24 protein-coding genes are annotated in these 26,248 nt (G+C 71.1%); 9 read left to right on the top strand and 15 right to left on the bottom strand.

Annotated features, from left to right (window positions below):
* Positions 1-44: 44 nt before the first annotated feature.
* From proC to AMIS_RS40300, 4 genes are all read right to left on the bottom strand, one after another.
* Positions 45-857, bottom strand: a complete 813-nt coding sequence (gene proC, locus AMIS_RS07350) for a pyrroline-5-carboxylate reductase (protein ID WP_014441576.1) — start codon at positions 855-857, stop codon at positions 45-47.
* Between the two features lie 56 nt (positions 858-913).
* Positions 914-1,942: a 6-phosphofructokinase gene (locus tag AMIS_RS07345; RefSeq protein ID WP_014441575.1), complete on the bottom strand. Its 1,029-nt coding sequence runs from the start codon at positions 1,940-1,942 to the stop codon at positions 914-916.
* A 143-nt stretch (positions 1,943-2,085) separates the two neighbouring features.
* Complete coding sequence (locus AMIS_RS07340) at positions 2,086-2,577, bottom strand: pyridoxamine 5'-phosphate oxidase family protein (protein ID WP_014441574.1); 492 nt, start codon at positions 2,575-2,577, stop codon at positions 2,086-2,088.
* Between the two features lie 247 nt (positions 2,578-2,824).
* Positions 2,825-5,185, bottom strand: coding sequence for an ROK family protein (locus tag AMIS_RS40300; RefSeq protein ID WP_014441573.1), 2,361 nt, complete (start codon positions 5,183-5,185; stop codon positions 2,825-2,827).
* A 223-nt stretch (positions 5,186-5,408) separates the two neighbouring features.
* On the opposite strand from AMIS_RS40300, the gene AMIS_RS07330 reads away from it, so the two are divergent.
* Together AMIS_RS07330 and AMIS_RS07325 are read left to right on the top strand one after the other, a co-directional pair.
* The gene (locus AMIS_RS07330; RefSeq protein WP_014441572.1) at positions 5,409-6,692 is read left to right on the top strand and encodes an MFS transporter; all 1,284 of its coding nucleotides are present in this window, start codon (positions 5,409-5,411) and stop codon (positions 6,690-6,692) included.
* Between the two features lie 62 nt (positions 6,693-6,754).
* Entirely contained in the window at positions 6,755-8,497 is a 1,743-nt protein-coding gene (locus AMIS_RS07325) for a glycoside hydrolase family 3 protein (protein ID WP_041830589.1), read from the top strand.
* 342 nt (positions 8,498-8,839) lie between these two features.
* Here the strand turns inward: AMIS_RS07325 and AMIS_RS07320 are convergent, their stop codons facing one another.
* Positions 8,840-10,327, bottom strand: coding sequence for a DHA2 family efflux MFS transporter permease subunit (locus tag AMIS_RS07320; protein ID WP_014441570.1), 1,488 nt, complete (start codon positions 10,325-10,327; stop codon positions 8,840-8,842).
* A 95-nt stretch (positions 10,328-10,422) separates the two neighbouring features.
* Between AMIS_RS07320 and AMIS_RS07315 the strand changes: the two genes are divergently transcribed.
* Positions 10,423-11,073 carry a TetR/AcrR family transcriptional regulator gene (locus AMIS_RS07315; RefSeq protein ID WP_014441569.1) on the top strand — a complete coding sequence of 217 codons (651 nt, stop codon included), beginning with the start codon at positions 10,423-10,425 and terminating at the stop codon, positions 11,071-11,073.
* Here AMIS_RS07315 and AMIS_RS07310 read toward each other — a convergent pair.
* Both AMIS_RS07310 and AMIS_RS07305 read right to left on the bottom strand, forming a co-directional pair.
* On the bottom strand, positions 11,060-11,551 hold the full coding sequence (locus AMIS_RS07310; protein WP_014441568.1) for a polyadenylate-specific 3'-exoribonuclease AS: 492 nt from the start codon (positions 11,549-11,551) through the stop codon (positions 11,060-11,062). The genes AMIS_RS07315 and AMIS_RS07310 overlap by 14 nt on opposite strands.
* 22 nt (positions 11,552-11,573) lie before the next feature.
* Positions 11,574-12,428, bottom strand: coding sequence for a phosphotransferase enzyme family protein (locus AMIS_RS07305; protein ID WP_014441567.1), 855 nt, complete (start codon positions 12,426-12,428; stop codon positions 11,574-11,576).
* Positions 12,429-12,664: 236 nt separating this feature from the next.
* On the opposite strand from AMIS_RS07305, the gene AMIS_RS07300 reads away from it, so the two are divergent.
* The gene (locus tag AMIS_RS07300) at positions 12,665-13,351 is read left to right on the top strand and encodes a Crp/Fnr family transcriptional regulator (RefSeq protein WP_014441566.1); all 687 of its coding nucleotides are present in this window, start codon (positions 12,665-12,667) and stop codon (positions 13,349-13,351) included.
* Positions 13,352-13,493: 142 nt separating this feature from the next.
* Here AMIS_RS07300 and AMIS_RS07295 read toward each other — a convergent pair whose 3' ends face one another.
* A complete protein-coding gene (locus tag AMIS_RS07295) occupies positions 13,494-14,177 on the bottom strand; it encodes a lysophospholipid acyltransferase family protein (RefSeq protein WP_014441565.1) in 684 nt (227 codons plus the stop codon).
* 139 nt (positions 14,178-14,316) lie between these two features.
* Here AMIS_RS07295 and AMIS_RS07290 point away from each other — a divergent pair, with 139 nt between their 5' ends.
* Positions 14,317-15,129, top strand: coding sequence for a hypothetical protein (locus AMIS_RS07290; protein WP_014441564.1), 813 nt, complete (start codon positions 14,317-14,319; stop codon positions 15,127-15,129).
* 59 nt (positions 15,130-15,188) lie between these two features.
* The gene (locus AMIS_RS07285) at positions 15,189-16,637 is read left to right on the top strand and encodes an alpha,alpha-trehalose-phosphate synthase (UDP-forming) (RefSeq protein WP_014441563.1); all 1,449 of its coding nucleotides are present in this window, start codon (positions 15,189-15,191) and stop codon (positions 16,635-16,637) included.
* On the opposite strand, the gene AMIS_RS07280 is transcribed toward AMIS_RS07285, so the two are convergent.
* Genes AMIS_RS07280 through AMIS_RS07255 form a run of 6 tightly spaced genes read right to left on the bottom strand, consistent with a single transcriptional unit; the run spans position 16,617 to position 21,818 of the window.
* The gene (locus AMIS_RS07280) at positions 16,617-17,345 is read right to left on the bottom strand and encodes an alpha/beta hydrolase (protein WP_014441562.1); all 729 of its coding nucleotides are present in this window, start codon (positions 17,343-17,345) and stop codon (positions 16,617-16,619) included. The genes AMIS_RS07285 and AMIS_RS07280 overlap by 21 nt on opposite strands.
* Entirely contained in the window at positions 17,342-18,688 is a 1,347-nt protein-coding gene (locus AMIS_RS07275) for a flavin-containing monooxygenase (protein ID WP_014441561.1), read from the bottom strand. The genes AMIS_RS07280 and AMIS_RS07275 overlap by 4 nt, the downstream gene beginning before the upstream one ends.
* Positions 18,689-18,713: 25 nt before the next feature.
* Positions 18,714-19,388, bottom strand: coding sequence for an endonuclease/exonuclease/phosphatase family protein (locus AMIS_RS07270; protein ID WP_014441560.1), 675 nt, complete (start codon positions 19,386-19,388; stop codon positions 18,714-18,716).
* Between the two features lie 4 nt (positions 19,389-19,392).
* Positions 19,393-20,343 (bottom strand): ROK family glucokinase, encoded by a 951-nt coding sequence (locus AMIS_RS07265; protein ID WP_014441559.1) that lies wholly within the window; start codon positions 20,341-20,343, stop codon positions 19,393-19,395.
* Between the two features lie 25 nt (positions 20,344-20,368).
* Complete coding sequence (locus AMIS_RS40295; protein ID WP_014441558.1) at positions 20,369-21,337, bottom strand: hypothetical protein; 969 nt, start codon at positions 21,335-21,337, stop codon at positions 20,369-20,371.
* A 28-nt stretch (positions 21,338-21,365) separates the two neighbouring features.
* The gene (locus AMIS_RS07255) at positions 21,366-21,818 is read right to left on the bottom strand and encodes an SRPBCC family protein (protein WP_014441557.1); all 453 of its coding nucleotides are present in this window, start codon (positions 21,816-21,818) and stop codon (positions 21,366-21,368) included.
* 89 nt (positions 21,819-21,907) lie between these two features.
* Between AMIS_RS07255 and AMIS_RS07250 the strand changes: the two genes are divergently transcribed.
* Entirely contained in the window at positions 21,908-23,584 is a 1,677-nt protein-coding gene (locus tag AMIS_RS07250; protein ID WP_041830586.1) for a GAF domain-containing sensor histidine kinase, read from the top strand.
* 7 nt (positions 23,585-23,591) lie between these two features.
* Positions 23,592-24,257 carry a response regulator transcription factor gene (locus AMIS_RS07245; RefSeq protein ID WP_014441555.1) on the top strand — a complete coding sequence of 222 codons (666 nt, stop codon included), beginning with the start codon at positions 23,592-23,594 and terminating at the stop codon, positions 24,255-24,257.
* A gap of 127 nt (positions 24,258-24,384) precedes the next feature.
* Here the strand turns inward: AMIS_RS07245 and AMIS_RS07240 are convergent, their stop codons facing one another.
* Entirely contained in the window at positions 24,385-24,888 is a 504-nt protein-coding gene (locus AMIS_RS07240) for a MarR family winged helix-turn-helix transcriptional regulator (RefSeq protein WP_014441554.1), read from the bottom strand.
* A gap of 69 nt (positions 24,889-24,957) precedes the next feature.
* Here AMIS_RS07240 and AMIS_RS07235 point away from each other — a divergent pair, with 69 nt between their 5' ends.
* Positions 24,958-26,163: an MFS transporter gene (locus tag AMIS_RS07235; RefSeq protein ID WP_014441553.1), complete on the top strand. Its 1,206-nt coding sequence runs from the start codon at positions 24,958-24,960 to the stop codon at positions 26,161-26,163.
* Positions 26,164-26,248 lie beyond the last annotated feature (85 nt).

Here is a 26,248-nt window from a genome sequence, read left to right as displayed (position 1 = left end):
CACCCTTCCTCACCGTAACTTCCAAATGTGGGAAAAAGTTACGATCAGCGCATTTCGCCGGCGAGTTCCCGAGCCCGATTTCGCGCTGCTTCCAATGCCGTCAAAAGCGCCGCCCGCACACCGTGGTTCTCCAGCTCCCGGATCGCCGCGATCGTCGTCCCGGCCGGGGACGTCACCGCCTCGCGCAGCTTCACCGGGTGCTCACCCGAGTCGCGCAGCATCACCGCCGAGCCGATCGCGGTCTGCACGATCAGCTCGTGCGCCGTCTGCCGGGGCAGCCCGAGCAGCACTCCGGCGTCGATCATCGCCTCGACGAGCAGGTAGAAATACGCGGGACCGGAACCCGACAGAGCGGTCACCGCGTCCTGCTGCGCCTCCGGGACCCGGATCGTCGCGCCGAGCGGCTTGAACATCTCCTCGGCGATGTCCAGGTGCTCCGCGGTGGCGTGCGGACCGGCCGAGATCGCGGTCATCGCCTGGTCGACGAGGGCCGGGGTGTTCGTCATGACCCGCACGACCGGGGTGCCCTCGGGCAGCCGGACCGCGAAGAACTCCGTGGTCAGCCCGGCGCAGAGCGACACCACGAGCTTGCCGGCCGGGATCCGCGCGCCGATCTCGTCGAAGAGGGCCGCCGCGTCCTGCGGTTTGACGGCGACGGCCAGGATGTCCGCCTTGGCCGCCGCGGTGGCGTTGTCGACGGCCGAGACGCCGTATCTCTCCGACAGATCCGCTGCCCGCGCGGCACGCCGGGTGGTGACCAGCAGACGATCGGCGGGCCAGCCGGACCGCAGCAACCCGGAGATCACGAGTTCACCCATCTTGCCGGCTCCGATGACCGCGACGGTGTGCTTGGTCAAAACGACTCCTCATGCAAAAAAGGGGCCGGGAAGGACCCGGCCCCTTTCTAACAAACTCAGTTACCGAAGAAGACCTCAGCCTCTTCGTACCGCTCCAGCGGAACGGTCTTCAGCTCGCCGGTGCCCTCGATGAGCGGGATCCGGACGATGTCGGTGCCGCGCAGCGCCACCATCTTGCCGAAGTCGCCATCGTTGACCGCGTCGATCGCCTGCAGGCCGAAGCGGGTGGAGAGCACCCGGTCGAACGCGGTCGGGGTGCCACCGCGCTGGATGTGACCGAGGACGACCGTGCGGGCCTCCTTGCCGGTCTTCTCCTCGATCTGCTCGGCGAGCCACTGGCCGATGCCGCCCAGACGGACGTGACCGAAGCTGTCCAGCTCCTGGTTGTGCAGCACCATCTGGCCGTCGAGCGGCTGCGCGCCCTCGGCGACCACGACGATCGGCGCGTACTCGACCTGGAAGCGCTTGGTCACGTACGTCGCGACCTGCTCCACGTCGAACTTGCGCTCCGGCAGCAGGATCACGTTGGCGCCACCGGCGAGACCGGCGTGCAGGGCGATCCAGCCGGCGTGCCGGCCCATGACCTCGACGACCAGGGTGCGGTGGTGCGACTCGGCGGTGGTGTGCAGCCGGTCGATGGCCTCCATCGCGATGTTGACCGCGGTGTCGAAGCCGAACGTGTAGTCGGTGCCGTTGAGGTCGTTGTCGATCGTCTTCGGCACGCCGACGACGTTCACGCCCAGGTCGTGCAGCTTGGTGGCGACACCGAGGGTGTCCTCGCCGCCGATCGCGACGAGCGCGTCCACGCCCTGCTCGGCCAGGTTGGCCTTGATCTTCTCGACGCCACCCTCGATCTTGAACGGGTTGGTGCGCGAGGAGCCGAGGATCGTGCCACCGCGCGGCAGGATGCCACGCACCTCCGCGATACCCAGCGGCTTGGTGAGACCCTCCAGCGGGCCCTTCCATCCGTCACGGAAGCCAACGAACTCGTGGCCGTAAGCGGTGACGCCCTTACGGACGACGGCCCGGATGACCGCGTTGAGGCCGGGGCAGTCGCCGCCACCGGTCAGCACGCCGATACGCATTTTTCTTCCCCCTGGATCGGGTAGCGAGATGCGGATAGCCCGTCATGGCCCCAGGGACGAACACGTCGGCAGCGTTGCCGGGCCCGGGGGCGGGCCGCAACCGCACTCTAGTCGCCGCCCTCACCCCGGTCGAACGCGCCCCGCTAAAGCCTGACTGTTTCGTTCTCCCCCGCGTCCGGGGTCTTTCCGGTGACCGCCGCCTTCGCATATCCCAGCAGCGTGATGACCTTCGAACTGTGCGCGGCCTCCCAATACTCCGCCGTATCCGCGCTCACTTTGACGAGCGTGAGATTCGGCGTGTCCAACCCGTCCGGGAACCACGCCTTCAGCGGCGCGCTCCACAACTCCTCGGCCTTGGCCCGGTTCTCCACCTGCGACGCCGCGCCGGCGATCGAGATCCAGTTCTGCTGCTTCGGGTCGCTGAACGCGACGTTCACCTGCGGATGCCGGCCGATCTGCTCCACCAGATCCGAATCGGAGTAGGTGAAGAACCACAGATCACCGTCGAACTCCACCTCCTGCAACGCCATCGGCCGGCTCACATGCCGCCCGTCCTCGGTCATCGTCGTGACCATGCAGATCCGGGCGTCGGCCACCATCTTCCGGACTTTGTCGCGCTGCTCCTGTTCAGTCATGCCACACCCATACCCCGGAAAGTCAGACCCATGTCGCATCGAGGTGGGTGGCCCGGACCGTCGCTCCCGCCGAGGGCGCGACGCGGGCTCGCTGCGCTCCCCGCGGCGCGCGACCTGCGTGAGTGGTCGCGCCCCTCTCCTCTCAGTCCCGCCCGCGACAACCGAGCGTGCGAAGTTCGGGCCCGCTCCGCGCCCCGGATCCACGCGCCGACGGCGATGCCGAGGAGCGTGTGCGCTGCGGCGATCGTCAGAGGAGCAGCTCGATCGCGCCCAGGGCCTCGGCGTCCGGGCCCAGCTCGGCGGGGACCACGGTCAGGCCGGCCGCGGCGCTCGGGGCGCAGTGCCGTTGCAGCGCCTCGCGGACGCCGTCCACCACGTGCGGCCCCGGCTCGACGAACCGGCCGCCGACCACGACGACACCCGGGTTGAGCACGTCGCAGAGCGGCGCGACGGTCCGGCCGATCAGCCGTCCCGCGTCCAGCAGCGCCCGCTGCGCCGGCCGGTCCCCGTCGGCGGCCAGCCGGAGCAGCCGCTCCTCGGCGGGCTTGTCCAGCGCCGCCGGCAGCGGTTCCGTGGCGGGCTTCGCGGGGGCGGGGCGGTTCTCCAGGAGCGCGCCGAAGTACGCCGGCGCCAGGAACGCCGAGAGGCATCCGCGACTGCCGCAGATGCAGAGCGGGCCGATCTCGCGGACGTTCAGGTGACCGACCTCCCCGGCGTACCCGATGGCGCCCCGGTGCATCCGGCCGCCGGCGATGATCCCGGCGCCGGTGTGCTGGTCGGCCTTGAGGTAGAGCACGTCCCGCGCGCCCCGGGCCGCCCCGCGCCGCATCTCGGCGAGCGCGGCGAGCTGGGCGTTGTTCTCGGCCCGGACCGGGCGGCCCACGGCGGCGGCGATCTCCTCGGCCGGGTCGAAGCCGGAGAACATCGGCAGCACGCTGCGCGCCCCGAACCGTCCGGTGCCCGGGTGTACGGGTGACGGCACGCTGACCGCGATCCGCGCGTCCGAGCCGTACCGTTCGAGCAGCTCCACCGCGAGGTCACCGGCGGCGCGCAGCATCGGGTGCGAGTCGTGGGACATCGGGAACGGAACGCTCCGGGTCTCCTCGACGTGCCCGGTCCCGTCGGCGACCACGGCCCGGATGCCCGGCTCGGCCAGGGCCAGCCCGATCAGTCGGCCGGCGCCGACGGCGAGCCGGAAGTGCGGTGACGGCCGGCCGGAACGGGTCTCGGCAGGCGTGCAGAGCTCCACGATCCCGTCCTGCCGCAGCTCGCCGAGCAGCTCGACGACGGCGGCCCGCGGCAGCCGGGTGATCTTCACGAGGTCGCTGCGGGCGGTCGGCCCGCGCCCCCGCAGCGCTGCCACCAGGATGTCCCGCCGCACGGCCCGTTCCCGTTTGGCCGGCGACCCGGGCGCCCGCGACGACGCCACGGGCGCGGGCTCGACGGCCGGCTCGGGGTCCGACTCGGGCAGGGCCCTGCTCCCCCGCGCCACCGGCGTGCCCCGCAACGCCACCGCCAGCGACCCCAGCAGCGCCGCCCGGCCGCCGAGGGCGCTCACCCGTACCTCGGTGTTCTCCACGACCTCCGGCTGCGCGTACCGATGCAGCGACTCCACGACGCCCAGCACCACGGGCCCGCCCGGCTCGATCAGCGGACCGTCGAGGACGACCAGGGACGGGTTGATGCCGTTGGCGAGCGCGGCCACCACCCGCCCGATCATCCGCCCGGCGTCGGCCATGACCCGCTCGGCGGTGGCGTCGCTGCGGGCCAGCTCGACGGCGTGGGCGGCGGTGACCGGCGAGCCGTAGCTGCCGGAGAGCGCGCCGAGGATCTGCCGCGGCGACGCGATCGTCTCCAGGCATCCCCGGTTGCCGCAGTGGCAGAGCGCGCCCGTCTCGTCGACCTGCACGTGCCCGATCTCGCCGGCCACGCCGGTGGCGCCGTGGTGCACCACCCCGCCGAGCAGCAGGCCGCAGCCGATCCCGGAGTTGACCCGCAGATAGCAGACGTCTTGGTGACCGGCGGCCACGCCGTACTCCACCTCGCCGCGAAGGCACAGGTCGGCGTCGTTGCGGACGATGACCCGGTGGCCGAGGCGGCGGCTCAGCTCGGTGGCCGGGGCGATCCCGGCCCAGCCGGGCAGCACGCTGCTGCTCTGCACGACGCCGCCGCTGATCGGCGCGGAGAGCCCGGCCACGGTCGACCAGACCCGGCCGGTTCCGGTGATCACTTCGGCGATGGCGTCGAGTGCGGTGCTCGGATCGGAGGTGTCGATGTCGTGGTGGTGCTCGCGCAGGATCCGGCCGGCCAGATCGGCTTCTGCCACCCGTACCCCATCGGCTCCGATGACCGCGCCCACGACGCCGCCGGCGGCGGGCCCCAGGGTGAGGGACCGCGCGGGCCGGCCGGCGCGATCACCGGTGGGCGCGGCGGCCTCCTCGGTGAGAACCCCGGCGGCGAGCAGATCGGTGACGAGACTGTTGACGGTCACCCGGGCCATGCCGGTACGGCGGACCAGATGGGCACGGCTGATCCGGCCGGCCTCGCGGACCGCCGCGAAGATCAGGTCACGGCGTACCAGATGGATGCGCCGACCGGTGGGCGTCATGCCAGCCAACCTAAGCGTTTTGCTGGACCTGGACATAATCCGCCGCAGAGTGGGACCGGCGTCACACGCACCGAGCCACAAACGCCGCGAATCGCCGCCGCAAAAAGGCGAGACACAGGTGAATCATGGCTCTGAGCAGGCCTTTTGGGATCTGGTTTACCGCAAATCAAGTCGATACCTTCAGAAAACAAGGTGTTAACAAAGGCCCCGATCGAGGTGCGCTATGACCACTCTTCAGTCCCGTCCGGCGACGCAGGAAACGCAGCAGCCGGCTCATCCGGCGCCCAACGCGCCCACCCGGCTGATCGTCGCGATGGCCCTCGCGCAACTCGGCGCATACCTCACGATCCTCACCCCGGTCGTGGTCACCATGTCGATCCGGGTCGCACAGATCGCCCCGAACAACAAGGCCTCCGCCCTCGGCACCGTCCTGAGCGTCGGTGCCGTGCTCGCGCTGATCGGCAACCCGTTCTTCGGCGCGATGTCGGACCGCACCACCTCCCGGCTCGGCCGCCGCCGGCCCTGGCTGCTCGGCGGCATGCTGCTCGGCTTCGCCGGTCTCATGGTGGTCGCGCTCGGCACCAGCATCCCGGTGCTGACCGCCGGCTGGGCGATCGCGCAGCTCGGCGTGAACGCGACCCTCTCCACGCTGACCGCCCTGCTGCCGGACCAGATCCCGGCGCAGCAGCGCGGCAAGGTCAGCGGGATCCTGGGCCTGATGACCTCGGTCGCCATCCTGGTCGGCAGCGCCCTGGCGGCCGCCCTCGCCGGCAGCGCGCTGCTGATGTTCGCGGTCCCGTCGGCGATCGGCGTGGCCACGGTGGTCCTGCTCGTGATCGTCCTGAAGGACCGGCCCGCCGAGAAGGGCCACTTCGGGCCGTACCGGTTCACCGACTTCCTGCGCACCTTCTACATCAACCCGCGCCGCCACCCGGACTTCGCGTGGAACATCGTGAGCCGGTTCCTGATCTGGATGGGCCTGGCGAGCGTCAGCACCTACCAGAGCTACCTGCTGATCGACCGCTACGGCTACACCACCGACAACGTCGCGAACGGCATCCTCGTCGCCACCCTGATCAGCACGGTCGGCCTCGTCGTCGGCTCGTCCTTCGGCGGCACGCTCTCCGACCGCATCGGCCGCCGCAAGCCGTTCGTGCTCGGCGCCGGCGTCGTGGTCGCCGCCGCCCTGGCGCTGATCGCCTTCGCGGACAACTTCACCGTCTTCCTGATCGCGGTCGCGTTCTTCGGCCTCGGACAGGGCGTCTACCTCGCGGTCGACCTGGCGCTCGCCACCGACGTGCTGCCGAACCCGGACGACGCGGCCAAGGACATGGGCGTCATGAACATCGCGAACGCCCTGCCGCAGTCGCTCGTGCCGATCCTGGCCGCGCCGATCCTCGCGATCGGCAGCAGCGACAACTCGAACTACAGCCTGCTCTTCCTGCTCGGCGCGGTCGTCGCAGTCGCCGGATCGATCCTGGTCCGCATGGTCCGCGGCGCCCGGTGAATCCGCGCAGCTGGTGAATTCGCGCTTCCGGTAAATCCGCGCATCCGATGATGGAGAAACTCATGCACCCGTACCAGAACCCGGAACTCCCTATCGAGGAGCGGGTCACCGATCTGCTCGGCCGGATGACCCTGGCCGAGAAGGCCGGACTGATGTTCCACACCATGGCCGCGGTCAGCCCGGACGGCACCCTCCCACCCGGTGACGCGATGATCCCGTCCACCGGTGAGCTGATCCAGGACAAGCTGATCAACCACGTCAACATCCTGACGCTCGGCCCGGTCACCCCTCGCAAGATCGCCGAGTGGCACAACCGGGTGCAGGAGATCGCGGCCGGCACCCGGCTCGGCATCCCCGTCACCGTCTCGACGGACCCTCGCCACGGCGTCATCGACAACCCCGCGGCCTCGGCCGCGGCCGGTGGTTTCTCGGCCTGGCCGGAGCCGATCGGCCTGGGCGCCACCAAAGACCCTTCCCTGGTACGGGAATTCGCCGACATCGCCCGGCAGGAGTACCTGGCAGCGGGCATCCGGGTCGCCCTGCACCCGATGGCCGACCTCGCCACCGAGCCGCGCTGGGCCCGCACCAGCGGGACCCTGGGCTCGGACGCCGACACCGTCGCCGAGCTGCTGGCGGCCTATGTCCGGGGTCTCCAAGGTGACGCTCTCGGCCCGTCCTCGGTCGCCGCCATGGTCAAGCACTTCCCCGGCGCCGGGCCGCAGAAGGGCGGTGAGGACGCGCATTTCGCGTACGGGCGGGAGCAGGTCTACCCGGGCGGCATGTGGGAGTACCACCTCAAGCCGTTCGAAGCGGCGTTCGAGGCCGGAGCCGCGCAGATCATGCCCTATTACGGGATGCCCGTCGACACCGAGCACGAGGAGGTCGGCTTCGGCTTCAACAAGAGCGTGATCGAGGGGCTGCTCCGCGGCCGGTACGGCTTCGACGGCGTGATCTGCACCGACTGGGGACTGGTCACCGATGCCGAGATCATGGGCACCCCGATGCCGGCGCGCGCCTGGGGCGTCGAACACCTGGACCGGCACGCCCGGGTGCAGCGCATCCTGGAGGCCGGCGCGGACCAGCTCGGCGGCGAGCACTGCCCCGAACTGATCGTGGACCTGGTCGAGCAGGGCCGGGTCAGCGAGGAGCGGATCAACGTCTCGGTACGCCGGATCCTGCGCGACAAGTTCCGTATGGGCCTCTTCGACGACCGCCGCTACGTCGACCCGTCGAACACCGAGAAGGTCGCCGGTCAGTCGTCGTTCCGGGCCGCCGGCCTGGAAGCCCAGCGCCGCGCGGTCGTGGTCCTCACCGCGTCGAACCTGCCGCTCACCGAGGGCATCAACGTCTACCTCGACGGGGTGGACCCGGCGGTGGCAGCCGCCTATGCCAAGGTCGTTGACGACCCGGCCGACGCCGACGTGGCGATCGTCCGCCGGGCCGCGCCGTACGAGCCGCGCGGTGGCGGGTTCGAGGCCTTCTTCCACGCCGGTCGCCTGGAGTGGACCGCCGAGGAGCTGGCACCGGTCCTCTCACTGACGGCCGCCCTGCCGACCGTGGTCGACGTGATGCTGGACCGGCCGGCGGTGCTCACCCCCCTGGTGACCGAGGCGGCCGCGCTGACCGGCACGTTCGGGTCCAGTGACGAGGCGCTGCTGGACGTGCTGTTCGGGCGGGCGCCGTCGTCGGGCACACTGCCGTTCGAGCTGCCGTCGTCGATGGCCGCCGTGGAGGAGTCCCGTGAGGACGTCCCGAATGACACGGTGGCGCCGCTGTTCCCGTACGGGCACGGGTTGAAGCTCTGACCCCTCGTCGGCTCAGGCCCCGGACGGCTCGGGCCCCGACGGCTCAAGCCCCGGTTGCGCAAGGCGGCCGGGGCTTTCCCGTGCGTGAGCCGGACGCGGAGGCGGGCGACATTCGCGGGTCGCGGCAGTCGCGGGGTCGCGGAGGTCGCGGCCTCCGGCAGCATCGATAACCAGCCGGACCGGCTGGCGCCCAGCGCAGTCCCAGCAGCATCCACAACCAGCCGGACCGGCCGGACCAGCCGGACCGGCCGGTGCTCAGTGTTGTCGGCGCGCCCTCCGGCGGAAACGGCGAGAGCGTGTGGACCTCCACCGAGGTCCACACGCTCTCAGGGCGAACTACTGTCAGTGCGCCATCGCCGGCGGCGCGTCCGGGTCCACGTCGAGCGGGCCGGTGCGGAAGAGCACCGCCGCCACGATCGCGGCCAGCAGGAAGAAGCCGGCCGACCACCAGAACACGGTGTGGTAGCTCTCCAGCTGGGCCTGCATCGCGAGCTGCGCGGTCGGCTCCTTGCCCACCATGTAGTCGCTGGCAGCGGAGGCGGCGAACGAGCTGAGCAGCGCGGTGCCGATCGAGCCGCCGATCTGCTGCACCGTGTTGATCATCGCGGAGGCGACGCCGGCGTCGCTGTGCTCGACGCCGGAGGTGGCGGCGTTCTGGGTGGGCGCGAAGACCAGGCCCAGGCCGAGACCGATGATGATCAGACCGGGCAGGATGCCGGAGACGTACGTCGAGTCGAGCTGCAGCCGGGTCAGGAAGACCATGCCGACGGCGGCGATCACGGCGCCGACCGGGACCAGCGGGCGCGGGCCGATCTTCGGCGTAAGTATCGTGCCGGCCGTGGTGGCGGTGAGCATGACCGAGCCGAGCATCGGCAGGAACGCGAGACCGGTCTGGATCGGGGTGAACTGCAGGATCGCGGTCAGGTAATAGGTGAGGAACAGGAAGATGCCGAACATGCCGGCGCCGGCGATCGCGATCGAGGCGTAGGAGCCGCCGCGGTTGCGGTCGAGGATGACGCGCATCGGCAGCAGCGGGTGCTGGACCCGGCGCTCGATCAGCACGAAGGCCACCAGGATGACCAGGCCGGCCACGATCGGGCCGAGGGTCATGGCGTCGGTCCAGCCGTCGGTCTCGGCGTTCGCGAGGCCGTAGACCAGGGCGACCAGACCGGCGACGGCGGTGATCGTGCCCGGGATGTCGATCTTGCCGTGGGCCGGGATCGGCTCGTCCTTCAGCTTGGCGAAGGCACCGATCACCGCGATGGCGGCGATCACCAGGTTGACGTAGAGGCACCAGCGCCAGGAGACGTACTCGGTGAGCACGCCACCGAGCAGCAGGCCCATGCCGCCGCCGGCGCCGGAGATGGCGCCGAAGATGCCGAACGCCTTGCCGCGCTCGGCGGGCTCGGTGAACGTGGTGGAGAGCAGCGAGAGCGCCGCCGGGGCGAGCGCCGCGCCGAACGCGCCCTGCAGCGCCCGGGCGAAGATCAGCACTTCCAGGTTCTGCGCGGCGCCGCCGAGGGCGGAGGCGAGCGCGAAGCCGATCAGGCCGATGACGAACATCCGCTTACGGCCGAAGAAGTCGGAGAGCCGTCCGCCGAGCAGCAGCAGGCTGCCGAAGGCGAGCGCGTAACCGGTGACCACCCACTGGCGGCCGGCGTCGTCGAAGCCGAGGTCGGCCTGGGCGGTGGGCAGCGCGATGTTCACGATCGTGGCGTCGAGCACCACCATGAGCTGCGCGAGGGCCAGCACCACGAGCGCCCACCAGCGCCCGGATGACGCTTGCTCCTCACGTCCGGACGGACGTGGTCGATCAGTAAGCGTGCTCATCGCAGCCTTTCAAGAAGTTGAGGTTCGTCCTCCACTTCGGCAGGCTAGCAGCGGAAGTTGAGGGATTGCCTCCACTTTCTTGTAGGCTTCGACACATGGACACCGAGGTGCGGCCGTTGCGACGAGACGCGCAGCGCAACCGGGAGCGGATCATCGAGGCCGCTCACGAGGTCTTCGCGACCCGTGGCTTCGCCGCCACGCTCGACGACGTGGCGCATCACGCGGGCGTCGGGGTGGGCACCGTCTACCGGCGGTTCCCCACCAAGGAGGCGCTCGTCGAGGCGGTCTTCACGGACCGCCTGGAGGACATGGTGAGCCTCGCCGAGGACGCGCTGGCGGCACCGAGCGCGTGGGAGGGGCTGGTGACGTTCCTGCACCGGGCGGCCCGGATGCACGCGGCCGACCGAGGGCTGCGCGACGCCGCGCTGACCATGAACCAGCATCACTTCGCGCAGGTCGGCGAGCACATGCTGCCGCTGATCCAGCAGATCCTGGACCGGGCGCACGCCGAGGGCACGCTCCGGGCGGATGTCGGGATCCACGACTTCCCGATCATCATGGCGATGGTCACCGAGCTGGCGCAGAACAGCGCGGCGTGCCGGCCGCAGCTCTACGAGCGCTACCTGGCGCTGATCGTGGACGGCCTGCGGGCCCGGCCGGACAACGGCGACCTGGGGCCGCAGCTGACCGACAACGACGTTCAGGCAGTGATGAGGGAGTGCGTCCCACCCCTCAAGAGCCGCTGAGGACCTTCCACCGGGCGAGGTTGTGCCTGGCGTCGACGAGCGCGTCGTGCCGGCCTGCCATCTCCGGCAGCTTCGGGCGGCCCTGGTCGTCCCAGCGCTGCCGCAGGTCCTTGGTGAACCGCGGGATCTCCCGGGGCAGGGCCGGCATCGCGCCCCAGAGCTGAGCGAGCGCCACGTGGTCGTACGCCGCGTACCACGCCCAGAGCTCCATCTGCTCGGAACGGCCCCGGAGCGGCTCCATCAGGAACTCGTAGAGGTCGTCCCGGATCCGCTCCCGGCTGCGCCACGCCTTGTCAGCCGGTGAGGGCAGCTTGTCGAGCACGTTGCGGCGCACCCAGGGCACGGCCCTGGAGTCGTCGAACTCCGTGCTGATCGCGTAGAACTCGCGGCCGAACTCGTCGACGACACCGATCGAGACCAGGTCGACGGTCCGCCCGTCCTCGATGAACTCGCAGTCGTAAAAATATCGGTACACCATCACCGGACATCCTTGCCCATCGTCATCCGGGCATGGACTCCAGGGCCTCCCGTGCCGCGCCCAGCCCTTCCGGGCAGCCCGCGCGGGCGGCGCGGTCGGCCTGCACCGCCCAGCGCAACCGCAGCAGCACCGGCAACGCGGCGTCCAGCTCGTCGCGGCGCACCGGCCCGGCCGCCAGGTAACCGTCCAGCATCTCCCCCGCGACCTCCGGCCCTCCGGCGCAGGCCACGGCGGCCGCCACGTCGTACACCACCGGACCGGTGCCGCAGGCGCCGCAGTGCAGCAGACCGGACCGCCCGGTCGCCGGGTCGAGCACGAAGACGTCGGCGGCCGGGTCGCCGTGCAGCATCCCGTAGGTCAGCTGATCGGTCACGGTCAGCCGGGTCGCGGCGGCGACCGCCGCGGAGACCGTTGCGCGGAGCCAGGGCTCCGCGTCCAGATGAGGCGCGTCGGGGTCGGGCAACTGCCACGGGCGCAGGCCGGGATGCCGAAAACCCTGCAATGCCTTGTGTACGACCCCGAGCCGCTCCCCCCACCATTGCTGATCCACCGGATCCCGGCAGTCCAGCGGCCGCCCCGGCAGCCGGCGCTGCACGCCGAGCGCACCCCGTTCGGTCTCCACGGTCAGCGCCCCGGCGAGCGTGCGGATCGGCTCACCGGCGTCGATCCGGCGTCCCCGCAGGTGCTCGGCCGCCATCAGCCCGGCCTCCATCGGCGCCCGCGCGCCGCTCTCGGCGAGCCGGGCGACGTAGCTGCCGTCCGGTGTGGTGATCTCCCACCCGCGGGACATCAGGGCGACGGGCTGCTCGGTGATCTCCGAGGGGACGAGGTGCCACTGGTCGCGCAACGTCGATCGAAGGATTTCATCATCCGGCACTGCGGGATTATCTCGGCACAAGCGACAGAAGCGACGGACAGCGAGGGCGACAATCACAGAAGGCGATGGGAGGTTTACAGAAAGCTACTGAAGCGACATGATCGTACGGGAGTGAGCTTCGATGTCCGACAGAGAGATGGCGTTCGGGGCCCGCTTCGTGCTAAGAGTGATCGTTCGCGTCGTGGGGCCGGCGCCGGCCGGGTCGACGCGTCCCCACCGGGGGAGGGATTAGCGCCGTGGATCATCGTTTGCCGGATTCCGGCGACGCGCTCACCGGCGTGGAAATGTTTGCGGGGCTGGAGCCGGACGTTCGGCAGCGCGTCATCGCCACCGCCGTTCCGCGCCACTACCGCAAGGGTCAGATCCTTTTCGTCGAGCACGACCCCGGCGACTCTCTGATCATCATGAAACGGGGCGCCGTCGCGGTCTTCCGCACCGCACCGACCGGTGAGCGCGCCGTGCTCACCGTGGTCCGACCACCCGACGTGCTCGGCGAGGTCTCGCTGCTCGACGCCTCGACCCGCAGCGCGTCCGCCGAGGCGATCGAGGACTCCCAGGCGCTCTCGCTGTCCCGGGCCGCGTTCATGGACCTGGTGCACTCCAACCCACGCATCCTGGACGCCGTGATGCGCTCGGTCGGCGGCCTGATCCGGCGGCTCACCGAGCAGAACGCCGACCACGTCTTCCTCGACCTGCCCGGCCGGGTCGCCAAGACCCTGGTCCGGCTCTCCGGCGAGAGCCAGGCGCCGATGATCACCATCGAGCTCAACCAGAGCCAGCTCGCCGAGATGGCCGGCGGCTCCCGGCAGAGCGTCAACCAGGCGATCGGCTCGTTCGCCAACCGCGGCTGGCTGCGCACCGAGGGCCGGCGCATCGTGGTGACCGACGTGCAGGCCCTCAAGCGCCGCGCAGGGATGAATTAAGCAGAGTCTGATGGCCTCGCTCCGCTCGGCGGGCATTGCGCCCCTTAACGCCGGTGTCGAGAGCCACGAAATCGACCACGGCTTCGCCTAGCCGATTTCGCGTCTCTCGACACCGGCGGGCGCAATGCGACTTCGGGTGGGCTCAGGCCGCCGCTACCGGCTCTTTAAGGGTCGAGGCGTAGACGTCGACGTACTCGCGGCCGGAGAGGACCATCAGCTCGTACATGATCTCGTCGGTGATCGCGCGTTCGACGAAGCGGTCGCCGCGGCTCTGCGCGTAGCGGGAGAAGTCGAGCGGCTGACCGATCCTGATCCGGACCCGCTTCACCGACGGGATCAGCGTGCCGGTCGGCTGGATCTCGTCGGTGTTCAGCAGCGCCACCGGCACCACCGGGGCGCCGCTCTCCAGGGCGAGCCGGGCCACGCCGGTCTTACCGCGGTAGAGCCGCCCGTCCGGCGAACGGGTGCCCTCCGGGTAGATGCCGGCGACGTTGCCCTCGCGCAGCACCCGCAGCAGCGTGTCCAGGGCCGCCTGGGCCGCCTCGCCACCCGAACGGTCCACCGGGATCGTCCCGGCGCCGACGAAGAACATCCGGGAGAACCACCCCTTGATCCCCTTGCCGGTGAAGTATTCGGCCTTGGCGACGAAGGTCACTTTCCGCCGCATGATCAGCGGGGTAAAGATCGAGTCGGAGAACGAGAGATGATTACAGGCCAGGATCACCGGACCCGTCCGGGGAACGTTCTCCAGGCCTTCCACCTTCGGGCGGAAGACAAGTCTCAGCAATGGTCCGAGGACCACCAACTTCAGCAGCCAGTAGAACACTGAGGTCCTTTCCGCGGATGCCACCGGCGTCCCGGGGCGAACAGAAGCGTACGAAGCGGGGCGGCGCGCCACAACGCACTCCCGCAACAGGCGCATGCCGTGTCACCATTCAAGGCACGGTCGGCAAGGGGGTGCATCGGTGACAACGGGTGGCGCCCGTCGGGGGCGACGCGACAACGGGCTCGACGCGGCAGATTATGCCGTCGCGGGTGACGTGGATCCGCGGGTTGGCGAGCACCTGCTCGATGTGCTGGCCGCCGGCGGCATCGCGGCGTACCTCCAGCCCACGGCGGATCTGAACCCGATCCTGCGGGCCACGACCCTGCCGGCCCGTCCGATCGATCGGCTCTACGTCGACCGTACCCGCCTGGAGACCGCCCGCGAGCACCTGCAGAAGGTGACCGGCGGAGCGCTCCCGACGCCGCCCTCGGCGCCCGCGGCGGACACCCGGCCGCAGGCCGAGGTGGACGCCGAGTGGGAAAAGATCATTGCCGGCTTCCACACGCTCGACGACAGCGCCTCCTCACCCTGGCCGGAAGCGGAGAGCGTGGGCCCGGTGGACCCGCCGCAGCCGACCGGCCGGCCGGTCGGCGAGGACGGCCGCCCGCTGAACCGGCGGCGCACCGACCCGCCGCCGCCCGAGGAGCAGTCGCTGCTCTACGGGCTCGACACGTTCGGCACCGATGTGCCGGAGTCCGGCGACGACGAGGAGGAGCGGTACATCCCGCCGCCTCCCCCGCCGCTGCCGCACATCTCGAAGTACGCGGTGATGGGCGTGCTCAGCATCGTGGTCGGCTTCGTGCTCTTCCTCTTCCCGCAGCTGCTCCCGCTCGACAAGACCTATGTGACGCTGTTCGGCTTCGCGGGGATCGTCGGCGGCGCGGTGACGCTGGTGTGGCGGCTGCGCTCCGGCGATGACGACGACGAGTTCGACGACGGCGCCGTGGTCTGACCGCCGGATGTAACCCATCACATAGATGATCGTTGGTGTTATCACGGTAACCTTCGGTGATGCGCCAGAGTTCGCTCGTCGTTGTGGCCAACCGCCTGCCGCTGGATGACAACGCCGCCCCGGACGGCGCGTGCGAATGGCGCCGCAGTCCGGGCGGGCTGGCCGGTGCCCTGCACGCGATCCTGGAGCAGGCGCCCGCCACCTGGGTCGGCTGGGCCGGCGGGGTGGGCCCGGCGCCGACCCTGACGGACATCGGTGGCCTGCGGTTGCGGCCCGTGTCACTGAGCGCGGACGAGCTGCGGGGCTATTACGAAGGGTTCGCGAACTCGACGCTCTGGCCGCTCTACCACGACGCGGTGCAACAGCCGGTGTTCGACCGGAACTGGTGGGAGACGTACCGCAGCGTCAACGCCCGCTTCGCCGAGGCCGCGGCCGAGGTCGCCGAGCACGCTGGCGTGGTCTGGGTGCAGGACTACCACCTGCAACTGGTGCCGGGGATGCTCCGCGAGCTGCGCCCCGATCTGCTGATCGGCTTCTTCATGCACGTGCCTTTCCCGCCGCCCGAGCTCTACATGCAGCTTCCCCGCCGGGTCGAGCTGCTGCGCGGGATGCTCGGCGCCGACCTGGTCGGCTTCCAGCGGGAGCAGGCCGCGCACAACGTCGCCCAGCTCGCCACGAAGCTGCTCGGCGCGCACGCCACCGACGACGCGATCACCGTGGACGGGCGGACCGTACGCACCGGCGCGTTCCCGGTCTCCATCGACGTCGCCGAGATGCGGGCCCTCGCCAGCCGCCCGGACGTGCTGCGCCAGTCCGAACAGCTGCGGCACGACCTCGGGCAGCCGAAACGGGTGCTGCTCAGCGTGGACCGGCTCGACTACACCAAGGGGATCGAGCACCGGCTCACCGCGTACAGCGAACTGCTGCGGGCCGGGCACGTGAAGGTCCGGGACACCGTGATGGTCCAGGTGGCCGTGCCGAGCCGGGAACGGGTGGAGAGCTATCAGGACCTGCGCGACCGGATCGAGGGCGAGGTGGGCCGGATCAACGGCGAGTTCGGCCGGGTCGGCGAGCCCGCGATCCACTACCTCAACCAGCCGTTCGCCCGCTCCCAGCTGGCCGCCCTCTACCGGACCGCGGACGTCATGGTGGTGACCCCGCTGCGGGACGGCATGAACCTGGTCGCCAAGGAGTTCGTGGCGGCCCGTGAGGACGGTCGCGGCGCGCTGGTGCTCAGCGAGTTCGCCGGGGCGGCCGCGGAGCTGCCGCAGGCCTTTCTGGTGAACCCGCACGACGTCGACGGGCTCAAGGACACCCTGCTGCGGGCGATGTCCGCCGACCCGGCCGAACTGGCGGCGCGGATGACGGCGATGCGCGATCATCTGGCCGGGCACGACATCCAATCCTGGGCGCGGGCCTATCTGACCGCTTTGGATCACACCGGCAGCCTCGCCGAGCGGCTCGCCGGCGACCGCGCCCCGGCCGCGTCAGTGGCCTGGCACCGGTAACGACTTCTCCAGCCAGTCCAGGATCGCGTCGATCGGCTCGGCCCAGCTCTCGCCGGTCATCAGGTCGTGACCCATGCCGGGGAAGAGCAGCGGCGCACCGCCGTACCGGGCGGCGGCACGGTCCAGGGCCGGGCGCTTGACGACCCGGTCGTCCGGGCTGCCGGCGACCAGGATCGGCGGCGCGCCCACCGGATCCGGCAGCTCCCAGCCTCGGGACAGGGGAAGACGGGGAAAGACGCGCGGAGCGACGAGCACCGCGGCCCGCGCCGGATAGCGGCCCAGCGCCCGCGCCACCGTCAGCGCACCGAGCCCGTGCCCGATCAGTACGGCCTGCCGGGGCATCGAGGCGGCCACCTGGATCGTGTCGTGGACGAACGCCCGCAGGTCGCCGCCCGGGCGTGGGGTCACCGCGTACCCGGGAAAACCGCGACCGGCGGCGTGCCCCAGCCAATGCTCGGCGAAGATCGCGGCGGTGTGCCCGCGGCCGGGGACGAAGAGCAGCGGCGGCTGACCGGTGCCGTCCTCGGGCAGGCGGGAGACGACCTCCCGCTCGGCCGCCGGCACCGGGTCGGTCCAGTCAGCGAAGCGAAGCAGGCTCATCGGGCCGGTGCGGGCGGCGGAGCGAAGAAGGCTCATCGGGCCGGTGCGGCCGGCGGAGCGAAGCAGGCTCATCGGGCCGGTGCGGCCGGCGGAGCGAAGAAGGCTCATCGGGCCGGCTCCATCCGCTCCAGCAGGCTCTCCACGGAGCGCAGGTAGTCCACGTGGTCCACCTCGAACCAGTGCCGCTGGGTCGGCACCACCCGGCGCCGCGACCAGCTGCCCAGCGGGCGGGCGGACTCCTTCTGCTGCACCGCGGCGGCCCGGTCCGGATCGGTGACGCGCAGCCGCAGCCAGCGGGCCACGGCGACGCTCTGCCAGTGCGCGAGCGGGAAGACCCCGGAGTCCGGCTGCAGCAGGCCGATCACCGCGAGCGTCGGGTGTCTGCGGGCGAACGCGTGCAGGTGCAGGTCGGGCCGGCCGTGCTCGTCGGTGTCGAGCAGCTCGGGGGCGAGGAAGTCGAACCGCGGCCGGTAACCGGTCGCGGTGATCACCAGGTCGGGCTCGATCCGGCCGCCGCCGGCCAGCACCACGCCGTCGTCGTCGTAGCGCTCCACGTCCGGCACCGGCTCGATCCGGCCGTGTCCCAGGTAGTACGGCAGCTGGCTGTTGACGATCGGATGCGTCTCGTACGGCCGATGATCGGGTGCCGGCAGGCCGAACCGGGTGAGGTCGCCGACGGTCAGCCGCACGGTCCGGCGGTAGAGCCACTGGCGCAGCCGCAACGGCACGCGCAGCCGCAGCAGACGGTCGTTGACCTGGTCGGCGGGGCGGCCGAACAGGTATTTCGGGGCGAACCAGTACCCCCGGCGGGTGGAGTGCCAGACCCGCGCCGCGTACTGGGCCGCCTCCACCGCGATGTCGCAGCCGGTGTTGCCGCCGCCGATCACCAGGACCTTGCGGCCGCGCAGCCGAGCCGGATCCTTGTACGCCCGGGCGTGCATCACCTGCCCCCGGAACTCCCCCGGGATCTCCGGCGTGAGCGGCGACCAGTTGTGGCCGTTGGCGACCACGATGGCGGCGTAGCGCTGCACCCGGGACGACTCACCCACACCGGTGGACCTGATCGTGACATCCCACCTGCCGTCACCGGCCGGGACCGCGGAGGTGACCTCCATGCCGAACCAGATGTCGCGCCTCAGATCGAAGTGCTCGGCGTACCGCTCCAGGTACTGCAGGACCTGACTGTGGTGGGGGTAGTCGGGCCAGCTGTCCGGCATCGGGAAGTCGGGGAACTCGGTGAGCGGCCGGGACGAGATCAGATGGGTGCCGGCATAGACCGGGCTGCGGTCGTGACGCCAGTTCCAGGCGCCGCCGACGGAGGTCTCACGCTCGTAGCAGTCGACGGCGAAGCCCAGCTCACGCAGGTTCTTGACGGCGGCCAGGCCGCTGGCGCCGGCGCCGACGACACAGACGGCGTCGCCACGGTCGCCCGGCTCGGGGGTGTCGTGCACCCGGCGATCCTCGCAGAGCCCGGCCTCACGCGGAAGGGAGTAGAAGATCAGCGACGACCGGTAAATGATCACTCGCCCGGCGGGCGAGGTCGGAGCCGATGATCTCGTAACGCTCGATGGCTATGCCGGGCGAGACGAAGAGACCGTCGATGCGCCGCTGCGGGAGCACCGCCGGAAATGTCGGGACATCGCGGTCGTCGCCGGTGAGGCCGTCCGCCACCATCCGCCAGGCGCTGCCGCCCGGCCCTTCGTTGAGATCAGCGGCCACAATAAACGGCAAGTCGGGCATTTCTGATTTCCACCGCGCAGCCTGCACGGGACGCTCCGCCGGATCCGTCGCCAGGTGCGACCCGGTCACCACGAATCGACCGGCATCCCGCACCGACAGCTCCGCGAAAACCGCGCCGCGCATGTGCCGTCCCGGGGTCAGCGGGTACCGCAGGCACCACGTCCGATGCACCGCCACCCGGAGGCTGACCAGCAGCAGGTTGCCCAGCGCCGGCAGCCCGCCGGCCGCCACCACCAGGCCCGCGTCGGCGGCCAGCGAGGCACACCGGTCCCGCCAGCGGAACCGGCGCGGCGCCTCCTGCACCACCAGGACGTCCGGGGCCAGCTCGCGGATCAGGCCGACCAGAGCCGGCCGGTCGTCCCGCATGCCGTGCACGTTGTAACTGACCACCCGCAGCGGGACCCCGGACATCCGCTCAGGCCCGGCGCGCCAGGTCCGCGGCGCCGACCACGCCCGCCGCGTTGCCCATCTCGGCGGCGCGCACCTCGGCCACCGGGAACCGGTTGCGCTGGGCGAGCTGCTCCCGGTACGTCCGTTCGGCCGGGCCCATCAGCAGCGGGCCGGCGTCGATCACGCCGCCGCCGATCACCATGATCTGCGGGTCGAGGCTCTGCGCGAGGTCCGCGAGCGCCACCCCCAGCCAGTAGCCCACCTGCGCGAACGCGTCCATCGCGACGCCGTCGCCGGACCGGGCCGCCTCGGTGATCTGCCGGCCGCTGATCGCGAGGGCATCACCGCCGGCGAGCTCCAGCAGCTTCGCGGCGCGCTCCGGTTCCTGCCGGGCGCCGGCCCGGGCGAACCGGACCAGGGCGTTGCCCGACGCGTACTGCTCCAGGCAGCCCAGCCGGCCGCAGCCGCACGGGTGCCCGTCCGGAACCGACTGGATGTGGCCCAGCTCGGCGGCGATGCCGTTGGCACCCCGCCACAGCTTGCCGTTGACCACGATCGCGCCGCCGATGCCGGTGCCCACCGTGATCATCACCATCGAGTCGTCGGCGTGCTCGGCGACACCGAAGCGGAACTCGGCCCAGCCCGCGACGTTCGCGTCGTTCTCCAGCACGGTCGGCAGGCCGACCGCTTTCGACACGTAGTCACGCAGCGGCTCGTCGCGCCAGGCCAGGTTGGGCGCGAACAGCACCGTCGAACCGGCGGCGTCGATCCACGCGGCAGCGCCGATGCCGATCGCGGTCGCTTCCGGGTACTTCGCCGCCAGCTCCGCGGCGACCTCGACGATCGTGTCCCGGGTGGCGGCCGGGTCCTCCGCCGGCGTCGGCCGGCGGTTCGACGCGAGCACGTTGCCCAACTCGTCGACCACGCCACCGGCGACCTTGGTCCCGCCGACGTCGATTCCGATGGTCAGCGTCACGCTGCCCGTCCCCTCTGCAAACAGTTCACACCGCGTCGCCTCGCCGGGCGCCGTCGCCCGGACCGGCGCCGTCGCGGTCCTCGGGCGCCACAGCGCCCCGCACATGATCCACGCTACGGTGCCGGGCCGCGTCGTCTGCCCCGGCCTCCGCTTCTGCCGCCATTTCCACCTGGGCCGCGCTGTGCCCCTCAGCCGCGCTTCCCGCCTGGGCCGCGCTGTGCTCCTCGGCGATGGCCGCGGCCTCGGAGGCAGCTTTCGCCTCTGCCGCGGCCTCGGTCTGAGCGATGGCGGAGGCCCAGACATCCCCAGTACGGGTACGGGTGCTCGCCATCCCTCCATGCTCCGGCGTCCACCCGCCCCCGGTCCGCGATTCGCGCTCCTGCGATGCCCGCTCACGGGCCGCTGTGGCTGCCGCGACCGCTCGTGCCACCGCTTCCTCGGCAGCCGCAGCCCGCGCCCTGGCCGCCGCAGCCGCCTCCCGCGCGCTCTCCGCAGTCGCCGCCGCCCACGGATCGTCGCCGGCGTCCGGCGAATCCTCTCCGCCACCAGCACGCTGCGCCGCGTGGGTCGCGGACGCCCACACCGAGTCCGGGTTCGCCGGGCGCTCCGACGACCGCTGCGCCGGCGGCGGCTTCGGCCGCTGCTCGGTCAGCGACGAGAACGCCCGCATCAGCCCGGCCACCCCGGTCGCGATCTCACCGGCGCTCGTCGCCAGCCGCTCGGCGGTCTCCGGGCTCGGGTCGCGCAGCGCGGTGATCGCCCGGCAGATCGGGCAGACGCAGCACTCGGCGCTGCCGGTGGCCCAGCCACGGGACGAGTGCAGGAATCCGGCGACCGTCTCGCCGAGGAATCTCAGGGGGTCGGCATCACCCGTACCCGGTGAATCGCCGGAGGCCCGGGAAGCGCTCGCCGCGGCACCCAGACCGCCGGCCGCGGCCTTCGCGAGGAACGTCGCCACCAGCCGCTCGGCCTCATCGCGTGCGGAACCGGCCATCTCGCGCTCCCCTCCTCGCCGGCGCGGCTCAGGCGGCCGGCGAGCTCTCGACCCGGCGCTTGAGCTCCTTCAGCGCCGTGTCCATGATCACTTTCTCCGCTTTGCGGCGGAACATCCCCAGCATCCCGATCGCGAGATCCACCGCCAGGGAGTACGTCACCGTGGTCGTCCCGTCGGCGCCCTCGACCAGGTCGTAGGACCCGTCCTGGGAGCGCTGCGTCTTGGACGGCTCGACCAGGTGCCACTCGATCCGGGAGAGATCGTCGGCGTACGCGTACTCCAGCGTGTACTCGTCGGTCAGGACCGTCGCGTCGATCTGGAAACGGACCTGCGCGGCGTAACCGTCCTCGTACTCCTCGACGACCTCGGCCTTTTTGATCGACTCGGCCCACTCCGGGTAGCGCGGGAAGTCGCAGATCACCGCGGCCACGCGGGCCAGCGGCGCATGGATCTGAATCGTCTGCGTCGAGGTGTCGGCCATGCTGGGAGGCTACTCGCTGGGTACGACGAAGCACGCGACCGGGCCGCGACGGATGGGCGATGTCGGCGGCTCCCGATACCATCCGTTCCGTGCCAGCCCCAGCCAATGGACCCGCGCGCCTGCGCCCGGCCGAAGCCGCCGCGCGTGTCGTCATGCTCGCGCTGGTCGCCGTCCTGACCCTGACCGCCACCGAGGATCCGAAACAGCTGGGCTGGATCGCCCTGCTCGCGGTCGCCGCGGTGCCCGCGTTCCTGGTCCGGCATCACATCTGGTCGCCCGCCGGCCGGCTCGCCGAGGTGGTGATCACCAGTCTGGCAGCCGGTTTCGTGGCCTCCTCGGCGGACACGGTCGGGCGGGTCAACGCCGGGTTCGGCGCCGAGGCGATCCTGCCGTACCTCGCGGTGCCGTTGCTCACCGCGGCGCTGCACCGTCGCTCGACCGAGGGACCCGTGCTGCTCGGCGTCGCCGCGGCCACCATGGTGATCGGCGGGGGCGTCTCCGGCTCGCTCACCGAGCCGGGTTACCTGGCGGCCTGCGGGCAGTGGCTGGTGCTCGGGGCGATCGTGACGTTCGCGGCCGAGACGATGCGTCAGCTGCTCCAGCCGCCCGAGCCCACCCCCCAGCCGTACGCGGAGGCCACGCGCCTGCTCACCCAGCTGCGCAGCGTGGCCCGCTCGCTGCCGGGCGCGACGCTCGACCCCGGCGGCATATCCGAGCACCTGCTGGAGGAGCTGCGCGCGGTCGCTCCCGGCCACCGGGCGGCGGTCCTGTCGGCGAGCGGCGGCGGCCGGCTCGTGGTGCTCGCGCAGAGCGGCGCGGAGCGGGTCGACTGGGAGGTCACGCTCGACGCCGACTCGGCGATCGCGGACGCCTGGGCCACCCAGCAGCCGCAGACCGCGAGTCGCTCGCAGGCGCGCACGCATGCCGGGGGCGAGGCGTCGTCGCTTGTCGTGCCGCTGGTCGCCGGCGTCCGGACGATCGGGTTGGTGATCCTGGAGACGGATGCCGCCGGGGCGTACCCGTCGGCGGTCGTCCAGGCGGTGACCGAGGTGACCGGCCCCGCCGCGCTGCGGCTGGAAGCCGCCCTGCTCTTCGACGACGTGCGCTCGCTCGCGACGAACGAGGAACGCCAGCGGCTGGCCCGGGAGATCCACGACGGGGTCGCCCAGGAGCTGGTGATGGTCGGCTACGGCATCGACAACGCGCAGGCCACCCTGCCGGAGGGTGCCGAGGAGACGGCCGAGGAGCTGCGCACGCTGCGCGGCGAGGTGACCCGGGTGATCACCGAGCTGCGGCTGAGCCTGTTCGAGCTGCGCAGCGAGGTGGACCGCAACGGCGGCCTGGCCGCGGCCATCGCGGAGTACGCTCGGACCCTCGGCACCAGCGCCGGCCTGCGGGTGCACTTCACGTTCGACGAGTCGACCGCCCGGCTGCCGGCCGCGACCGAGGCGGAGCTGCTGCGGATCGCCCAGGAGGCGATCACCAATGCCCGCAAGCACGCGGGCGCGTCGAATCTCTGGGTCACCTGCACGGTCGACCCGCCGTACGCGGAAATCGAAGTGTCCGATGATGGCAAGGGCTTCGCCGACGAGCGGCCGGACGGCCGTTACGGCCTTACCATCATGGCCGAGCGTGCTGAACGCATCCGAGGACGTCTCAAGATCACGCCGCGACACCCCAGCGGGACAACCGTCGCCGTAGTGCTCGGAACGCCACCTCGGCGCGATAGCGTGCGGGAGAGTGTTTCCGCTCCAGAAGGGGAGTAACCCGACCATGACCACTCCTGCGCCGACCGGGCGCACCAAGGTCCTGCTAGTCGACGACCACGACCTGATCCGCAAAGGGCTGCGACACGCATTCGAGCGCGACCGGCAGTTCGAGGTCGTCGGCGAGGCTGCGACCGCGGCGGAGGCGGTGCGCCAGGCCGGCGCCCTGCAGCCGGACGTCGTGATCATGGACCTGCGCCTGCCCGACGGCAGTGGCCTGGAGGCCACCCGCGCGCTGCGCAAGAACAACTCGAACATGGGCATCGTGGTGCTCACCATGTATGCGGGCGACGACCAGCTCTTCGGCGCTCTCGAGGCCGGGGCCAGCGCGTTCGTGCCGAAGACCGCGCCCGCCGACGAGGTCGTTGCGGCCGCCCGGCACGCCGCGTCCGCACCCAGCGCCTTCACGGCGGCCGACCTGGCCGAGGCGATGAAGCGCCGGCTCGCCCCGTCCGGCCCGCAGCTGTCGCCGCGTGAGGGTCAGGTGCTCCGCCTGCTCGCCGACGGCATGAGCGTCGCCGGGATCGCGAAGCAGCTCTTCGTCTCCGAGTCGACCGCCAAGACCCACATCTCGAAGCTCTACGAGAAGCTGGGTGCGGCCAACCGGGCGCAGGCACTGATGACAGCGCTCCGGCTCGGCCTCCTGGAAGCCCCCGACGCCCCGAAGTTCTAGCCCATCTCCGACATTTTCGGCGTTTCACGGCTTTAGCCTTCGGATCCCCCGATAGGTCTCACTGCTCCAGAGCGGCAACGACGAGTCTCCGCGTCCCCGAGATATCCCCCGCGGAGGCCAAGTCCGTTCATTCGCCCAGAGACAGCAGGACTTTTCGCAGCAGGGCGTTGAGCTGGATCAGCTCGTCCTTCGTCAGGGCGCTCATCACCTGCTTGTCCCGCTCGATCCCCTCGAAGATGTACCGGTTCCACATCTCCCGCCCCTTCTTCGTCGGCCGGATCAGGACCCGCCGCCGATCCGTGCCGTCCACCTCGCGCGTGACCAACTCGGCCTCGGCGAGCCGGTCCAGCCGGCTGGTCATCGCCGCCCTGGTCACGTTCGCCGCCTCGGCGAGCTGGGCCGGGGTGGCCTCGGTCGGCCACGGCTGCACCATCAGCTCGTGCAGGGTCTTGTAGTCCTGCAACGTGAAGTCCTCGCTGCCGGCGAACGCCGCGGCGTCATCGCGCCTGATCCTCCGCTGAATGTGGAACATCCGGATCAGCGCCCCCTCGACCTCGGGGTCGAAGGCCGGCTCGTCCTTCCAGAACGTCGACCATCGGTCGACATGCTGATCCGCGCTGTCTCGTTCCATGCCGCCATCTTGACACGTCTTCTGATTATTCGATTGCTGATAGTTAGACGATGAACTACTTTCATCGTCATGACTCGTGACTTCCGGCTGCTCGCCACCGGGCAGGCCCTCTCCTGGCTGGGCAACGGCTTCCAGACGGTCGCCCTCGCCGTCGCCGTGGTCACCACCGGCGGCGGCGCCCGAGACCTCGGCCTGGTGATGGCCTCCTCGGTGACGACGCTGCTGATCTGCACCCTTTTCGGCGGCGTCTGGGCGGACCGCCTGCAGCCGCGGCACGTGATGGTCTGGTCGGACCTGATCCGGTTCGCCGCCACCGCCGGCATCGCGCTGATGTTCACCGGGAGCTACCACCTCGGCCTGCTCTGCGCGCTCACCGTCGTCTCCGCCGCCGCCGGCAGCTTCTTCTCCCCCGCGATGACCGCGCTCAAGCCGCTGCTCGTCCCGGCCGACCGCCGCCAGTCGGCGAACGCCACGCTCAGCATGCTGCAGACCGGCTGCGGCATCGCCGGCCCCACGCTCGGCGGGGTCACGGTCGCTGCATTCGGCGCGCCCGCGGGCTTCGCGGTCAACGCGGTCAGCTTCCTCTTGTCGCTGGTCGCGGCAGCGATGATGAGGGTACGGGCGGAGCGCGGCACCCGAGAGCCCTTCATCGCCGAGCTCGCCGCCGGATGGAAGGAGATCCGCAGCCGGGACTGGCTGATCGGCGGCCTGTTCGGCGCCACGGTCTACCACATCGCGAACGGCATGATCCTGGTCCTCGTCCAGGTCGTCGCCATCGAGCGGCTCGGCGGCGCCCACGCGTTCGGCCTGATCGCAGCCGCCGAAGGACTGGGCGGATTCCTCGGCGCCGCGCTCGGGATGCGGTTACGCCCGCACAAGCTGCTCCGGGCCGGCTGGCTGGCGCTGCTGCTGATGCCGCTGTGGGCCTTCGCGTACGTCTGGCCCGGCGTCCTGTGGGCCGTCCTCGCCGGCGCGGTCATCGGCTACGCGGGACTGCTCTTCTACGACGTGGCGTGGGAGACCGCGATCCAGGACAACGTCCCGCACCAGATGCTCGGCCGGGTCGCCTCCTGGGACTACGTGGCGTCGTTCCTGGCGATGCCGGTCGGGAACGCGCTGGCCGGGCCGCTCTCCGACCGCTTCGGCATCGACCAGGTGGTGACGGGGTGCGCGGCGGTGCTGTTCGTGGCGGGCGCCTCGCAGTTGCTGATCCCCGGAGCCCGCAATCTGACCCGCGCAACCCACACGCCCACCCCGGTCCCGGTCCCCGCCTGACCCCGCTCCCCCGCGTGTGAATTTCGGGCGCGCATCGCACCCGAACTCGACACGCGGGGCCGGTTCGCTCGCCGCCACGGCGGGT

The organism is Actinoplanes missouriensis 431 (assembly GCF_000284295.1).
GTDB classification, from domain to species: domain Bacteria; phylum Actinomycetota; class Actinomycetes; order Mycobacteriales; family Micromonosporaceae; genus Actinoplanes; species Actinoplanes missouriensis.
This window is presented reverse-complemented; position numbering and strand designations above follow the sequence as displayed.